The organism is Methylobacterium sp. J-118 (assembly GCF_057836565.1).
In genome coordinates this window covers 5318319-5334720 of record NZ_JBYQFA010000001.1, presented here as the reverse complement: position 1 = coordinate 5334720, position 16402 = coordinate 5318319, and the positions used below count along the sequence as shown (strand labels likewise).

Below are 16402 nucleotides of genomic sequence, written 5' to 3'. Positions count from 1 at the left end.
GGGCCACCCTCCCCCGCAAAGGGGGGAGGGGACGCGCAGGGTGGCAGGTGCGGCAGCGCGTATTCCAAAACGTCCCTCCGCAGCCGTGTCATCCAACTCTGCTGAGACACGTCGAACCGCGCGGCACAGCCACACGCTTCGGGCGTTACGACACAGTGAACGGGAGCCAGGGGCCAGCATGAACGCACCGACCAAAGCCGCCGCGACGTCCGGGGCCGAGGCCGTCCTGCCCGCCGCCCTGGCGCCCCGGGCCGAGGGGCCGCGGATCTACAACCTGTTCCCGCTCCTGGTCGGGCGCGTGTCGGACTGGACCGCCGAGCTGCCGCGCATCGCGAGCCTCGGCTTCGACTGGATCTACCTCAACCCGTTCCACCAGACCGGCGGCTCGCGGAGCCTGTACGCGGTCGCCGATCCCGAGCGCCTCGACGAGCGGTTCCGGGACCAGGACGGCACCCCGGACGACGCGCAGATCCAGCGTTTCTGCGCCGCCGCCAAGGCCGCCGGCCTGTCGGTGATGACCGATCTCGTGATCAACCACACCGCCGACAACGCCCGGCTCGCCACCGAGCGGCCCGACCTGTTCATGAAGGAGCCCGACGGCTCGATCATGCACCCGGCCGCGGTGGATCCGGACGATCCGTCGATCCGCACCGTCTGGGGCGACCTCGCCGAACTCGACTACCACACCCAAGCCGCCCGGGACGAGCTGACCCGGATCTGGGGCGCCTACGTCGCCCGGCTCCAGGGGCTCGGCGTGGCCGGCTTCCGGTGCGATGCCGCCTACAAGGTGCCGCCGGAGACCTGGCGCGTGCTGATCGGGGAGGCCAAGGGCCGGGATCCCGCCTGCCTGTTCGCCGCCGAGACCCTCGGCTGCACCTTCGAGGAGGCGAAGGCCACGGCCGGCGCCGGCTTCGACTACCTGTTCAACTCCTTCGCGTGGTGGGACCTGCAGAAGCCCTGGGCCCTGGAGCAGTACGAGCGCCTGCGGGTGCTGGCGCCCTCCATCGCCTTCCCCGAGAACCACGACATGAAGCGCCTCGCCGCCGGGATCGGCGGCGGCCCCGAGGCGGTGGCGGCGCATCTGCGCACCCGCTACGCCCTCGCCGCCTTCTTCTCGGCGGGCGTGCTGATGCCGATCGGCTACGAGTGGGGCTACCGCCGGGCGCTGCACGTGGTCGAGACCACCCCGCGCGACCGCGAGAGCGAGACCGGGATCGACATCTCCGGCTATGTCCGGGCGGTCAACGCCCTGCGGGCCGAGCTGCCGGCCGCCAATGTCGAGGGTGCGCAGCTGCGGATCTCCGCGCCCGACAGCGACCTGGTGGCGCTCGCCCGGTTCGACACCGGCCATCCGGCCTCGGCGCGGCACGGGCTGATCGTGCTCTACAATCCGACCGAAAGACCGGTGCCGGTGGATGCCGGCACGCTGATCGCCCGCACCGGCGGGATGCTCGGCGCCTTCGTCGACCGGACGCCCGGGGCCGAGCCGATCGCCTTCCATCCCGGCAGCGCCATCGATCTGCTCCCGGGCGAATTGCGCATCCTCGCGGCGGGCACCCAGCAGGCCGCCGAGTTCCCCGATCGGGGCTCCCCGGACGGTGAGGGCCGGGTCGTGATCGAGGCGGTCACCCCCGAGATCGACGGCGGCCGCTCGGCGGTGAAGCGGATCGTCGGCGAATCCCTGCGGGTCGAGGCCGACATCTTCTCCGACGGCCACGAGATCATCGACGCCGCGATCCTGTCGCGGGTCGCCGGCAGCGAGGGCTGGCGCGAGGACCCGATGGTCTTCGCCGACAACGACCGCTGGGCCGGGCATTTCCCCCTGGAGAAAAACGCCCGCTACGAGTTCACCCTGATCGCGTGGCGCGACCCGTTCTCCTCCTGGATCCGCGACACCCTGAAGAAGCGCGCGGCCGGGGTCGACATCCGCCTGGAGACGATCGAGGGCGTGACCGTCGTCGAGACCGCCGCCGCCCTCGCCCGGACCCGGGGCGGCCGCGACGCCGAGCGCCTCGCCGCCCTGGTGGCGGCGCTGGCCGCCGAGGAGGCGGGCTCGCCCGCCCAGCTCGACCGGATCCTCCAGCCTGACGCCGCGAGCCTCGTGCGCCGGAATGCCGAGCGGGTGAACCTCACCTGCTATCCCGTGACCCTGCCGGTGATCGCCGACCGCCTCGCGGCCCGGTTCTCGGCCTGGTACGAGATCTTTCCGCGCTCGCAATCGATGGACGTGAACCGCCACGGCACCTTCGACGACGTGATCCGGCGGCTCCCCGAGATTCGCGAGCTCGGCTTCGACGTCCTCTACTTCACGCCGATCCACCCCGTGGGAAGAACCAACCGCAAGGGGAAGAACAACACCCTCAAGGCCGAGCCCGGCGATGTCGGCTCGGTCTACGCGGTGGGCGCGGAGGAGGGCGGCCACGAGGCCGTGCATCCCGACCTCGGCACGCTCCAGGACTTCGAGCGGCTGGTGGCGGCGAGCCACGCCTACGGGATGGAGATCGCGCTGGACTTCGCGATCCAGTGCTCCCCCGACCATCCCTGGATCAAGAACCACCCGGAATGGTTCGAGTGGCGCCCCGACGGCACGCTGAAATTCGCCGAGAACCCCCCGAAGAAGTACGAGGACATCTCGAACGTCCATTTCTACGGCGGGGCCCTGCCCGGGCTGTGGATCGAATTGCGCGACATCCTGCTCGGCTGGTGCGCCCGGGGCGTGCGCATCTTCCGGGTCGACAACCCGCACACCAAGCCGATCCCGTTCTGGGAATGGGTGATCGGCGAAGTCAACGGCCGCTATCCGGATGCGATCTTCCTGGCCGAGGCCTTCACCCGGCCGAAGATGATGAAGAAACTCGCCAAGGCCGGCTACCAGCAGAGCTACACCTACTTCACCTGGCGCAACACCAAGCAGGAGCTCACCGACTACGCCCTGGAGCTGGCCGGGGAGATGGGCGAGTACTACCGCCCGAACTTCTTCGCCAACACACCCGACATCAACCCGTACTTCCTCCAGACCAGCGGGCGCGCCGGCTTCGTGATCCGCGGCACGCTCGCCGCCACCCTGTCGTCGGTCTACGGCATCTACAACGGCTTCGAATTGTGCGAGGCGGCGCCGTATCCGGGCAAGGAGGAGTACCTGAACTCGGAAAAATACGAGCTGAAGGCCTGGGACGATCACCGGCCGGGGAACATCCGCGCGCATATCGTCAAGCTCAACACGATCCGGCGCGAGAACCCGGCCCTCTGGGATTTCCGCAACGTCGTCTTCACCGGGGCCTTCAACGATCAGATCATCGCCTACGCGAAGGCGACGCCGGAGCGCGACAATTGCGTCTTCACCATGGTCAACCTCGATCCGAAGAACCGCCAGGAATGCACCTACGAAGTGCCGCTCTGGCTGTTCGGCCTGCCCGACGACGGTGCCGTCGAGGTCGAGGACCTGCTCCAGGGCTACACGTTCGAGTTGCGCGGCAAGACCCACCGCATCGCCCTCGATCCGGCCGAGCGATCCTGCGTGATCTGGCGCCTCCGGGCGCCGCGGCGGGTTGCGGGCTGAGCGCGCCCGTGGCACTCGGCCATGGCAGTTGAATCCTGCGGCGGGCGTTCCCGTCGCCGACCCTTGCACCCGCGCGGCGGCCGACCGACCGCGTCCCGGCCGGTCCCCCCGCCGGTCCCGTCAGATCCGACCGATGAGGCAGCGACGCGATGATCGATCGCAGCGACCCGCAATGGTACCGTGACGCCATCATCTACCAGATCCACGTCAAGTCGTTCTTCGACGCGAACAACGACGGGATCGGCGACTTCGAGGGTCTGACCCAGCGCCTCGACTACGTCCGCGACCTCGGCGTCACGGCGATCTGGCTGATGCCGTTCTACCCCTCGCCGCTGCGCGACGACGGTTACGACATCGCCGATTACGAGGGCATCAACCCGTCCTACGGGACCATGGAGGACTTCAAGGCCTTCGTGGCGGCGGCCCATGACCGGGGCCTGCGGGTGATCACCGAACTCGTGATCAACCACACCAGCGACCAGCATCCCTGGTTCCAGGCCGCCCGGGAGGCGCCCCCCGGCTCGCCCGAGCGCGACTTCTACGTCTGGTCGGACACCGACGAGCCGTACAAGGACACGCGGATCATCTTCCTCGACACCGAGGCCTCGAACTGGACCTGGGACCCGGTCGCCAAGCAGTATTTCTGGCACCGGTTCTACAGCCACCAGCCGGACCTGAACTTCGACAACCCGAAGGTGCTGGAAGCGGTCATCGCGACGATGCGCTACTGGCTCGACATGGGCGTCGACGGCCTGCGCCTCGACGCGATCCCCTACCTGATCGAGCGCGACGGCACGAACTGCGAGAACCTCGCCGAAACCCACGATGTGATCAAAAAAATCCGGGCGGCGCTGGATGCCAGCTATCCCGACCGGATGCTGCTGGCGGAAGCCAACCAGTGGCCCGAGGAGACCGCCCAGTATTTCGGCGACGGTGACGAATGCCACATGGCGTTCCACTTCCCGCTGATGCCGCGGATGTACATGGCGATCGCCCGGGAGGACCGGCACCCGATCACCGACATCATGCGCCAGACCCCGGAGATCCCCGAGGGCTGCCAATGGGCGATCTTCCTGCGGAATCACGACGAACTCACGCTCGAAATGGTGACCGCCGAGGAGCGCGATTATCTTTGGTCGTTCTACGCCGCCGAGCGGCGGGCCCGGATCAACCTCGGCATCCGCCGCCGCCTCGCGCCGCTCCTCGAGAACGACCGGCGCAAGATCGAATTGATGAAGTCCCTCGTCCTGTCGATGCCCGGCACGCCGGTGCTCTATTACGGCGACGAGATCGGCATGGGCGACAACATCTATCTCGGCGACCGCGACGGCGTGCGCACGCCGATGCAGTGGACCCCGGACCGCAACGGCGGCTTCTCCCGGGCGAACCCCCAAAAACTGTTCCTGCCGGCGATCCAGGACCCGATCTACGGCTTCGACGCGATCAACGTCGAGGCGCAGATCCAGGCGCAGACCAGCCTGCTGAACTGGACGCGGCGCATGATCGCGATCCGCAACAACAGCGTCGCCCTGGGGCGCGGCACGATCCAGTTCCTGTATCCGTCGAACCGCAAGGTGCTCGCCTGGATCCGCGAGCACGAGGACGAGCGGGTCCTGTGCGTGGCCAACCTGTCGCGCGCGCCCCAGGCGGTGCAGCTCGACCTGTCGGAACTGCGCACCGCGGTGCCGATCGAGCTCACCGGCGGCACCGAGTTCCCGCCGATCGGCGACCTGCCCTACCTGCTGACCCTGCCGTCCTACGGCTTCTACTGGTTCTCCCTGAGCGCCGCCCGCTCGGGGGCGATCGGCCCGCAGCAGGAGCCGCCGGAGCTGTTCACCCTGGTGCTGACCGGCGGCATCGAGAGCCTGATGTCGGGCCGCGAGCGCGTCGCCTTCGAGCGCACCGTGGTGCCGCCCTTCCTGACGAGCCGGCGCTGGTTCGGCGCCAAGGGCTCGCGGATCAGGGGCGTGAAGGTGATCGACTGCGCCGCCGTCAAGGACGTGGACGGGAGCGCGCGCTTCCTCCTGCCGCGCCTCGACGTGCAGCTCGCCAACGGCGAGACCCACCAGTACTTCGTGCCGGTGGGCGTCGACGAGGGCCGCGAGGACGAGACGCTGCTGCCCTTCGCGGTGGCGCGGGTGCGCCGGGGGCCGCGCACCGGCCTGCTCTACGGGGCGGCCGGCTCCAACGACTTCGCCGCCGGCCTGATCGACGACATGCGCCGGGCCCGCGAGATCCCCACCGAGAGCGGGCGGCTGGTCTTCGCCGCCACCTCGGCCTTCGACCCGGAGGTCACGGTCGACGTGGCCGACATCCGCCGGCTCTCGGCGGAGCAGAGCAACACCTCGATCGCCATCGGCTCGAAGATGATGCTCAAGCTCCTGCGCCGCCTGCAGCCGGGGATGCATCCCGAGATCGAGGTCGGGCGCTTCCTCACCGAGCAGGCGGGGTTCTCCAACACCCCCGCGCTCCTCGGCACCCTCGAACACGTGGCCGAGGACGGCACGCGGACGGCGCTGGCGGTCCTTCAGAAGTTCGTCATGAACCAGGGCGACGCCTGGACCCTGATGCTGGAGGGCCTGCGCCGGGACTTCGAGACCGTGGTGCTCACCCCCGAGAGCGAGGCTGCGACCCCTGAGGAGGCGTTCCAGGCCCATCGGCCCTGGGCGGAGCTGCTCGGGCGGCGCACCGCCGAGCTGCACGCGGCGCTGGCGACCGAGACCGACGACCCGGCCTTCGCGGCCGAGCCGTTCACCGAGGCCGACCTCGCGGTGCTCGCCCGGGACGCCCGCCACCAGGCCGAGCGCGCCTTCCGGGCGCTGAAAGGGCTCACCGAGCGCGGCCTCGACGCCGGCAAGACCGCCTGCGCGGCCCTCCTCCCGCGCCGGCAGGAGGTCGAGACGCTGATCGACGCGCTCACCGACGCGCCGCCTCTGGGCGCCTACAAGACCCGCATTCACGGCGACTACCACCTGGGGCAGGTCCTGGTCGCCGAGAGCGACCTGATCATCGTCGACTTCGAGGGCGAGCCCTCGCGCCCGGCCGACGAGCGCCGGGCCAAGTCGATGCCCCTGCGCGACGTGGCCGGGCTGATGCGCTCCTTCGCGTATGGTGCCGAGACCGTGACCCGCGAGATCGCCGCCCGGTTCGGCGACACCGAGGAGCGGGCCCGCGACGCCGCCACCGCCTGGCGCGGGATGATCGAGGCGGCGTTCCTGGACGGCTACGAGGCCGCGGTCGTGGGCTCCCGGGCCGCCGTGACCGACCCGGGCACGCGGGCGCGGCTGCTGCGCCTGTGCCTCCTGACCAAGGCCCTGTACGAGGTCGACTACGAGGCCAACAACCGGCCGGACTGGATCGAAATTCCCGCCCGCGGGGTTCTCACCATTCTGGACGCGGACCGACACGAGCCCGGAGCATCGGAATGACGGCGATCGACGAGACCTTCGCAACGCGGGCCGACCCGGAAGCGGCGACGGCGCGGGACGCAGAGGTCCCCGGCTCCGCCGCCGCGGCGCCGAGCGTCCATCCGGACGCGATCGCCGCCCTGATGAGCGCCAGCCACGGCGACCCGTTCGCGGTGCTCGGCCCCCACCGGGCCGGGCCGGATGCCTGGGAGGTGCGCGCCGTGCTGCCCGAGGCCCGGGCCGCCACCCTGGTGATGGACGGGCGCAGCGTGCCCTTCGAGAAGCGCCACCCGGACGGGTTCTACGTCGCCCGGGTCGAGGGCGAGCACCGGCCGCTCTACGAGATCGAGGTCGAGGCCTGGGACGGATCGAAGCGCCGCCGCTACGACCCCTACGGCTTCGGCTCGTCGATCGAGCAGTACGACGTGGCGACCTTGCGCGAGGTCGGCACCAACCTCGTCTACCGGATGCTCGGGGCCCAGTCCGGGCGGCTCGACGGCATCGACGGCTTCCGCTTCGCCGTCTGGGCGCCCAATGCCCGCAAGGTCAGCGTGGTTGGCGACTTCAACGACTGGGACGGGCGGCGCCACCCGATGCGCCTCTGGCAGGACGGCGGCATCTGGGAGCTGTTCGTGCCCGGGCTCACCGCCGGCGTGCGCTACAAGTTCGAGATCCGCGGCCCCGACGGGGCCCTGATCCCGCTCAAGGCCGACCCGGTCGCCTTCGCGGCCCAGCACCCGCCGGAAACCGCCTCGGTCACCCACGGGACCGGGGAGTTCGACTGGCGCGATTCCGGGTGGATGAGCACCCGCGGCGCCAAGGACCCGCGCCACGCGGCGATCTCGGTCTACGAGGTCCATCTCGGCTCCTGGGCGCGGGTGCCCGAGGAGGGCAACCGCTACCTCACCTACAAGGAGCTGGGCGAGCGGCTGATCCCCTACGTCAAGGATCTGGGCTTCACCCATATCGAGATGCTGCCGATCACCGAGTTCCCGTTCGACGGGTCCTGGGGCTACCAGCCGGTCTCGCTGTTCGCCCCGACCAGCCGGTTCGGCACCCCGGAGGAATTCGCGGCCTTCGTGGACGCCGCCCACGAGGCCGGCATCGGCGTGCTGCTCGACTGGGTGCCGGGCCACTTCCCGCTCGACGCCCACGGGCTCGGCCAGTTCGACGGCACGCACCTCTACGAGCACGCCGATCCCCGCCAGGGCTTCCACCAGGATTGGGGCACATACATCTACAATTTCGGGCGCACGGAGGTCGCGACCTTCTTGGCGGCCAACGCCCGGTTCTGGCTGGAGCACTACCACCTCGACGGCCTGCGCGTGGATGCGGTCGCCTCGATGCTCTACCTCGACTATTCGCGCCGCCAGGGCGAGTGGATCCCGAACCGCTACGGCGGCAACGAGAACCTCGACGCCATCGACTTCCTGCGCAAGACCAACGAGGCGACCTACAGCCACGCCCCGGGCACGATCACCGTGGCCGAGGAATCGACCTCGTGGCCCGGCGTCTCGCACCCGACCTATACCGGCGGGCTCGGCTTCGGCTTCAAGTGGAACATGGGCTGGATGCACGACACCCTGCATTTCATGCAGGAGGATCCGATCCATCGCCGCTACCATCACCACAACCTGACCTTCGGGCTGCTCTACGCCTTCTCGGAGAACTTCATCCTGCCGCTCTCCCACGACGAGGTCGTGCACGGGAAGGGCTCGCTGCTGAACAAGATGCCCGGCGACCGCTGGCAGAAATTCGCGAACCTGCGCGCCTATTTCGGCTTCATGTGGGGGCATCCCGGCAAGAAGCTGCTGTTCATGGGCGGCGAGTTCGGCCAGGAGCGGGAGTGGAACCACGACACCAGCCTGGACTGGCACCTGCTCGACGATCCCCTGCACAAGGGCGTCAAGGACGTGGTCCGGGACCTCAACCGGCTCTACGTCGCGACGCCCGCCCTCCACAGCCGCGACGTGGAGCAGACCGGCTTCCAGTGGCTGGTGGCGGACGACCAGGACAACAGCGTCATCGCCTGGGCCCGCAAGGGCGCCGAGCCGGGCCAGGTCGCCATCGTGGTGTCGAACTTCACCCCGATCCCCCGGGAGGGCTACCGGATCGGCGTGCCGGAGGCGGGCTTCTACCGCGAGGCGTTCAACTCGGATGCCGGCGTGTACGGCGGCTCGAACCTCGGCAACAACGGCGGCGGTCACAGCGACGGACAGGCGAGCCACGGCCAGGCCCAATCCCTGTCGCTGACCCTGCCGCCGCTGGCCACGATGATCTTCGTGCTGGAGCGGTGACGTAAATCCCGCCCGCCCTCTGCGGGCTACCGGATTCACACATCTCAGTCTGACGCCAACACGCTGAAAACAGAGCGCTTTTCCCCTCCCCCTTGTGGGGAGGGGTCAGGGGTGGGGGTGGCTCAGAAGGCACCGCACCGCTCCATCCTGCACGACCCCCACCGCCAACGCCTCACCGCACGGGGGAGGCGCGAACGTGTCGGCCAGCAATTGTGCGCATCGTAGCGCTGCGGGGAGGGTGGCCCCTGCGTCAGGAGGGGCCACCCTCCCCGCAGAGGGGGGAGGGCGAGGAGCCGATCCGTCTGTAAAAACCCTACGCGGCGCGCCAGCGGAGCGCCGGGCTGTTGCCGATGGCGCGGGCGTAGAGACCGGCGTAGTTGTCGGCGGCCCGATCCCAGCCGAAGCGGGCCGCCATGGCCCGCCGCCGCATGGCGTTGAGGCGCTTCTTCTGGCCGAAGGCCTCCAGCGCCCGGCGGACCGCCGCCCCGAAGGATGCCGCCGAGGGTTCGGCGAAGGTGAAGCCCGTCACCCCGTCCTCGACCGTGTCGGCGAGGCCCCCGGTCCGGCGCACGATCGGCAGGGAGCCGAAGCGCTGGGCGTACATCTGGGCCAGCCCGCAGGGTTCGAAGCGCGAGGGCATCAGCAGGAAGTCGCTACCCGCGAACATCCGCCGGGCCTGGGCCTCCTCGAAGCCGACATGGACACCGACCGCGTCGGGATGGCGCCTGGCGAGGCCGCGCAGGGCCTGCTCGAACCGGCCCTCGCCCTGGCCGATCACCACGAGCTGGCCGCCCTCGGCCACGATCGCCTCGGCGGCCTGCAGGCTCAGGTCGATGCCCTTCTGGTGGACGAGCCGCGACACGATGGCGAAGAGCGGCCCGCGGGAGACCGCCAGCCCGAACTGGTGGCGCACCGCCTCGGCATTGGCGCGCTTGCCCTTCCAGTCGTCGACCTCGAACCGGGTCGCGAGGTGGGGGTCGGTGCTCGGATCCCAGGTCTCGTCGATGCCGTTGAGGATGCCGGCGAGCCGGCCCTGTCCGGCGCGGGTGCGCAGCAGCCCGTCGAGGCCGCAGCCCAGCTCGGGGGTCTGGATCTCGCGGGCGTAGGTCTCGCTCACCGTGGTGACCTGCGAGGCGTAGAAGATCCCCGCCTTGAGGAAGGAGAGCTGGCCGTAGAACTCGGCGCCGTCCACCTGGAAGGCCGAGTCCGGAACGCCGAGGCGGCCCAGGCTGTCCCGGGGGAACAGGCCCTGATAGGCGAGGTTGTGAATCGTCAGCACGCTCGGGATCCGGCGGCCGCGCCAGGCGAGATAGGCCGGGGCGAGCGCCGCCTGCCAATCGTTGAGGTGCAGGAGATCGGCCGCCCAATCGGCATCGATGCCGGCGGCGATCTCCGCGGCCGCGAGGCTGAGCCGGGCGAAGCGCAGGTCGTTGTCGCCGAAATCGCCGTGGGCGTCGCCGTAGGGCGTGCCGTCGCGCTCGTAGAGGTCGGGCGCCAGCAGCACGTAGATCCGCAGCCCGTCCGCCGCCTCGACGAGGCCGAGGTCGCAGGCCGGGACCCCCGCGAAGCCGTCGAGGCGCGCGACCACCGGGATCTCGGGGAACGCGGCCCGGACCTCCCGGTAGCCCGGGATCAGGACGCGGATGTCGTAATGCGGCACCATGGCCCGGGGCAGGGCGGCCGAGACCTCGCCGAGACCACCGGTCTTCACGAAATCGGCCATCTCGGGGGTTGCGTAGAGGATGCGGCGGCGCAGCGAGGCCGGCCGGGCGGCCGAAGGGACATGAACGGCGCCGTCCCCTTCGCCCGACGGCCGATCGGCGAAGGGATCACCACGGCGCGCATCGAGCATCGGCATTGATCCTGGCCGGGCGGGATGCCCCGGTCTGGCAGACGATCGGGCAGACACGGCTGTCGCGATCTCAACCACAGTCAATGCTCCTCCGTCGCGACGGTTCCGCTGCGACGCACAAAATAGGCCACTGGCTGCGTTAAACTTCGGTTACGCCGCGTGCAATGCGGCATGAGCTGCACCCGGACGGAGTCCCTCCAGCCGCCGACACTTCTATTCGCGGCGCAGGATCACCCCCTCGGCGGCGTCGAGGGCCAGGGCGGCGCGGGCCGCCTCGCCCGTGCGGCCCGGGCGGGTCGAGAGCAGCACCCTCCAGCCGCCGTCGGGCAGCGGCAGGCTCCGGGCCGCGCCGCCGAAGTTCAGGACCATCCGCAGGACCTCGCCGCCGAGGACGCGCTCGTAGGCGAACACCCCCTCGACCCCGAGGGGCACGCCCCGGTAGTCGCCGACCGCGAGCGCCGCGTGGTCGCGGCGCAGGGCCAGCAGCCGCCGGTGCAGGGTCAGCATCGAGGCCGGGTCCGAGCGCTGGGCCTCGACGTTGCGGGTCGCCCAATCCTCCGAGAGGGGCAGCCAGGGCTCGGCGGCGGACGAGCCCGCACAGAAGCCCGCCCGCGGGCTGTCGTCCCACTGCATCGGCGTGCGCTCCGGGTCGCGGCCGTGCCCAGGCTCGTTGCGTTCCCAGGGGTCCCGGGCGCGCCCCGGGGGGATCGGCACATGGCCGAGGCCGATCTCGTCGCCGTAATAGAGGGTCGGCGTTCCGCGCAGGGTCAGGAGCAGCATCGCGGCGATGCGGGCCTGGGCCTCCCCGACCCGGGCGGCGATGCGCGGCTGGTCGTGGTTGCCGAGCACCCAGTTCGGCCAGCCGCCCGGGGGCAGGGCGGCCTCGTAGCGCGCCACGAGGTCGGCCACGGCCTCGGCCCGCCACGGGGTCTGGATCAGCTGGAAGTTGAACGGCAGGTCGGCCCCGGTCAGGTCCGGGCCGTAATAGGCCACCAGCCGCTCCACCGGCAGGTAGATCTCGCCGATCAGCACGCGCTCGCCATAGCCGCGCAGCACCGCCCGCATCCCGGCGATCACGTCGAACACCTCCGGCCGGTCGGCGGAATAGACCTGGAGGAAGCGGGTGATCCCGGGCGCCCCCGGTGCGGCGTCGGGATTGACCGGGTTGTCGCGGAACGCCGGATCCTTCATCAGGTGCCAGATCACGTCGACCCGGAACCCGTCGACCCCGCGTTCCAGCCAGAAGCGGAGCACGGCGTGCATGGCCTCCCGCACCGCGGGGTTGCGCCAGTTCAGGTCCGGCTGCTCCTTGAGGAAGGCGTGGTAGTAATACTGGCCGGTGGCCGGATCCAGCGTCCAGGCCGGGCCGCCGAAATTCGACAGCCAGTTGTTGGGCGGGCCGCCGTCGGGGCCGGGATCACGCCAGATGTACCAGTCGCGCTTCGGGCTCGTGCGCGACGCGCGGCTCTCCGTGAACCACGGATGGGTGATCGCGGAATGGTTGGGCACGAAGTCGAGGATCACCCGCAGCTTGCGCCGATGCGCCTCCGCGACGAGCGCGTCGAAGTCGGCGAACGTGCCGAACAGCGGGTCGATCCCGCAGTAATCGGCGACGTCGTAGCCGAAATCCGCCATGGGCGAGGGGTAGATCGGCGAGATCCACACGGCGTCGACCCCGAGCCAGGCGAGGTGGTCGAGGCGCGCCGTGATGCCCGGCAGGTCGCCGACCCCGTCGCCGTTCGTGTCCTGAAAGGAGCGGGGATAGACCTGGTAGACGGTCCCGCGCTTCCACCAGACGGTGTCGGTCATGCTGCGCCTCTCGCGTTGCCGCCCTGAGCAGACTTAAATTGGCGAGCCACACCGTACGCGACAGCGACGCCATCCTCGCCGAATGGGGCGCGGGTCCCCTCTCCCGTGCGGGAAAGGGACAGGGTGCGGGATGAGAACATTCAGGAAAAGGCTCGGCCTTTACGCGCGTCGATGGCGCGCTCCATCCTGATTCCTCCCGCCCCTCACCCCAACCCTCTCCCGCACGGGAGAGGGGGCTCGTTGCGCTTGCCAAACAAGTCGGCGCACGACTGTCATGGACCGTGGGAAGGCCAATCCTGCGTCCGCTCAGATCCTTGGTTGGCTGAAGGTTTTCGTCGCAAAATCAGCAGCTCCTTTTGCGAAACCCGCTCAGGGTCAGCGGCAAACCCCACCGCCCGCGACCGGCAGTGCGGCCTGCCTATCGGACGCGTGTGACTGGAATGTCACGAATGCGTGCCATATCTCCCGGGCCGTGCCCGTGCGCCGTAAAGGCGCAGCGCTGCCACGACTTCGCCGGAAGCCGGCCGCACACTCGGACGCTTCGGGGCACGGATCGCCCGCCCGTTCACGGGGCGGCAATCCACAGAAGAGATAATCCGCCCACGATTGCCCCGGCGCCAAAAGCCGGGGGCCAGACTTTGGGGGACGCGCACGTGTTGAACGATGTTCTGATCCGGCCAGCGCCGCAGGATGCCTCCCGCGAGGAGCGCGCGCCCGAGGCCCCGGCGCCCGTGTCTTGGACCGCCCCGGCCCTGTCCGCAAGCGGCGACGCGGTGGTGGACCTGCGGGAGGCGATTCGCGCCAAGCTCACCTTCGCGCTGGGCCGGACGCCCGAGGCCGCCCGCCCGCGCGACTGGTTCGCGGCGACCGCGCTGGCGCTGCGCGACCGGATCGTGGCGGCCTGCATGGCCGCCGAACGCCGGGTGCCGAACAAGCGGGTCTACTACCTGTCGCTGGAATTCCTGATCGGCCGGCTGATGTCGGACGCGCTGAACAACCTCGGCCTCACCGAGACCACCCGGTCCGCGCTCCGGGAACTCGGGGTCGATCTCGACGCCGTGGAGGAGGCCGAGCCCGACGCGGCGCTCGGCAACGGCGGCCTGGGGCGGCTGGCCGCCTGCTTCATGGAGAGCATGGCCAGCCTCGGCATCCCGGCCATGGGCTACGGCATCCGCTACGACCACGGCCTGTTCCGGCAATCCTTCGAGGACGGCTGGCAGCGCGAGGCGCCGGAGACCTGGCTCGCCGAGGGCAATCCCTGGGAATTCGCCCGGCCCGAGGCGACCTACGCGATCGGCTTCGGCGGCACGGTCACGATGTCCTCGCAGGCCGAGGGCGTGATCCGGCGCCACTGGCAGCCGGCCGAGACCGTGCGGGCGGTGGCCCACGACGTGCCGGTGGTCGGCTGGCGCGGGCGCCACGTCAACGCGCTGCGCCTGTGGAAGGCCGAGGCCGGCGAGCCCGTCGACCTCGCCTTGTTCAACGGCGGCGACCATGTCGGGGCGGTGGCGGCGCGGATGCGCGCGGAGGCGATCTCCCGGGTGCTCTATCCGAGCGATTCCTCCGCCGCGGGCCAGGAGCTGCGCCTGCGCCAGGAATACTTCTTCACCGCGGCCTCCCTCCAGGACCTCGTGGCCCGCCACGTGGCCGAGCGCGGCGACGTCCGGTCCCTGCCCGATCACGCGGCGATCCAGCTCAACGACACGCACCCGGCCATCGCGGTGCCGGAGCTGATGCGCCTCCTCCTGGACGTGTACGGCCTGTCCTGGGAGGATGCCTGGCACGTCACCACCAACACGCTGCACTACACCAACCACACCCTCCTGCCCGAGGCGCTGGAGACCTGGCCGGTGGAGCTGATGGAGCGGCTGCTGCCGCGCCACATGCAGATCATCTACCTGATCAACTGGATGCATCTGGAGGAGCAGGCCAAGCACGGCCGGCAGGGCGCCGAGACCGACAAGGCCGCCTACCTCGCCTCGATCTCGCTGATCGACGAATCGCACGGCCGCCGGGTGCGGATGGGGCACCTCGCCTTCCACGGCGCCCGCCGGGTCAACGGCGTCTCGGCGCTGCACACGGACCTGATGCGCTCCACGGTCTTCGCCGACCTGCACGCCCTCGACCCGGACAAGATCGTCAACAAGACCAACGGCATCACCTTCCGCCGCTGGTTCCACAACGCCAATCCGGGCCTCACCCGGCTCGCCGTGGAGACCGTGGGGGCGGGCGTCCTCGACGATCCGGAGCTGCTGCGCGGCCTCGAGGCCCATGCCGAGGATCCGGCCTTCGTGGCGCGCTACGCCGCCGTGCGCCGGCAGCGCAAGGAGGCGCTGTCCGCCCTCGTCGCCGCGCGCACCGGGATCGACATCGATCCGGACGCGCTGTTCGACGTCCAGGTCAAGCGCATCCACGAGTACAAGCGCCAGCTCCTCAACGTGGTCGAGACGGTGGCGCTCTACCAGGCGATCAAGGCCGAGCCGCACCGGGACTGGACGCCGCGGGTGAAGATTTTCGCCGGCAAGGCGGCCCCGAGCTACGTGCAGGCCAAGCTGATCATCAAGCTCGCCTGCGACGTCGCCAAGGCGGTGAACGACGATCCCGAGGTCGCGGGCCGGCTGAAGGTGGTGTTCCTGCCGAACTATTCGGTGAGCCTGGCCGAGGCGATCATCCCGGCCGCCGACCTGTCCGAGCAGATCTCCACCGCCGGCATGGAGGCCTCCGGCACCGGCAACATGAAGTTCGCCCTCAACGGCGCGCTCACGGTGGGGACGCTCGACGGCGCCAACATCGAGATCCGCGACCATGTCGGGGCGGAGAACATCTTCATCTTCGGCCTGGAGGCCGACGGGGTGCGGGACCGGCTGGCCGTGCCGGACCATGCGGCGCGGGCGATCCAGGCCTCGCCGCGTCTGGCGGCGGCGCTGGACATGATCGCCGCGGGGCGGTTCTCCCCGGAGGAGCCGGGCCGGTTCCGCCCGCTCACCGACGACCTGCGCCGCCGCGACCAGTACCTGCTCACCGCCGATTTCGACGATTACTGGCGGGTGCAGCGGTCGATCGACGCCGCGTGGCGCGATCCCCGCGGCTGGTGGGCGAAGGCGATCCGCAACACCGCCCGCATGGCGTGGTTCTCCTCCGACCGGGCGATGCGCGAGTACGCCGCGGAGATCTGGCGGGTCCGGCTGGGCTGACCGGCCCGGGATCACGGATCTGGCGCGTCCGCGAGCCCCCCGCGGCTGCCGGGGCCTCACGCTGTGGCGCCCATGGCGGCGAGCCCGCCCATCGTCGACGCGCGCCGTGGGAGCGGACGCCGCCTGGCCGCGGGGAGACCCCGTCGCGGCCGGCATCCCGTGGAACGCCAAGGGCGGCGGGCGCGGCGGGAGGCTGGAGCCGACGGTGATCGACCCGGCCGCCCCGGCGGCGACCCGGGGTTCGGCGCGGGACACGCGAAGGCAGGCTCCGGGATGCAGGATCG

General features: G+C 70.4%; 6 protein-coding genes. 4 read left to right on the top strand and 2 right to left on the bottom strand.

All coding sequences use genetic code 11. From position 1 onward, the window contains the following. Positions 1-178: 178 nt before the first annotated feature. From AC3IF3_RS26065 to glgB, 3 genes are all read left to right on the top strand, one after another. A complete protein-coding gene (locus tag AC3IF3_RS26065) occupies positions 179-3559 on the top strand; it encodes a maltotransferase domain-containing protein (RefSeq protein ID WP_489230839.1) in 3381 nt (1126 codons plus the stop codon). Between the two features lie 149 nt (positions 3560-3708). Next, a complete protein-coding gene (gene treS / locus AC3IF3_RS26060) occupies positions 3709-6987 on the top strand; it encodes a maltose alpha-D-glucosyltransferase (protein WP_489218891.1) in 3279 nt (1092 codons plus the stop codon). Further along, a complete protein-coding gene (gene glgB, locus AC3IF3_RS26055) occupies positions 6984-9263 on the top strand; it encodes a 1,4-alpha-glucan branching protein GlgB (protein ID WP_243972490.1) in 2280 nt (759 codons plus the stop codon). Before treS ends, glgB begins: the two co-directional genes overlap by 4 nt. Before the next feature lie 313 nt (positions 9264-9576). On the opposite strand, the gene glgA is transcribed toward glgB, so the two are convergent. Next, positions 9577-11115 (bottom strand): glycogen synthase GlgA, encoded by a 1539-nt coding sequence (gene glgA / locus AC3IF3_RS26050; RefSeq protein ID WP_489218889.1) that lies wholly within the window; start codon positions 11113-11115, stop codon positions 9577-9579. Between the two features lie 213 nt (positions 11116-11328). Then, complete coding sequence (locus AC3IF3_RS26045) at positions 11329-12924, bottom strand: alpha-amylase family glycosyl hydrolase (protein ID WP_489230837.1); 1596 nt, start codon at positions 12922-12924, stop codon at positions 11329-11331. A 653-nt stretch (positions 12925-13577) separates the two neighbouring features. On the opposite strand from AC3IF3_RS26045, the gene AC3IF3_RS26040 reads away from it, so the two are divergent. Next, positions 13578-16118, top strand: coding sequence for a glycogen/starch/alpha-glucan phosphorylase (locus AC3IF3_RS26040; RefSeq protein ID WP_489218888.1), 2541 nt, complete (start codon positions 13578-13580; stop codon positions 16116-16118). The last annotated feature ends 284 nt before the right edge of the window (positions 16119-16402 follow it).

Coding starts and splice junctions, on each gene's coding strand:
- AC3IF3_RS26065 (WP_489230839.1), top strand. CDS start 179: ATGAACGCACCGACCAAAGCCGCCGCGACGTCCGGGGCCGAGGCCGTC.
- treS (WP_489218891.1), top strand. CDS start 3,709: ATGATCGATCGCAGCGACCCGCAATGGTACCGTGACGCCATCATCTAC.
- glgB (WP_243972490.1), top strand. CDS start 6,984: ATGACGGCGATCGACGAGACCTTCGCAACGCGGGCCGACCCGGAAGCG.
- glgA (WP_489218889.1), bottom strand. CDS start 11,115: ATGCTCGATGCGCGCCGTGGTGATCCCTTCGCCGATCGGCCGTCGGGC.
- AC3IF3_RS26045 (WP_489230837.1), bottom strand. CDS start 12,924: ATGACCGACACCGTCTGGTGGAAGCGCGGGACCGTCTACCAGGTCTAT.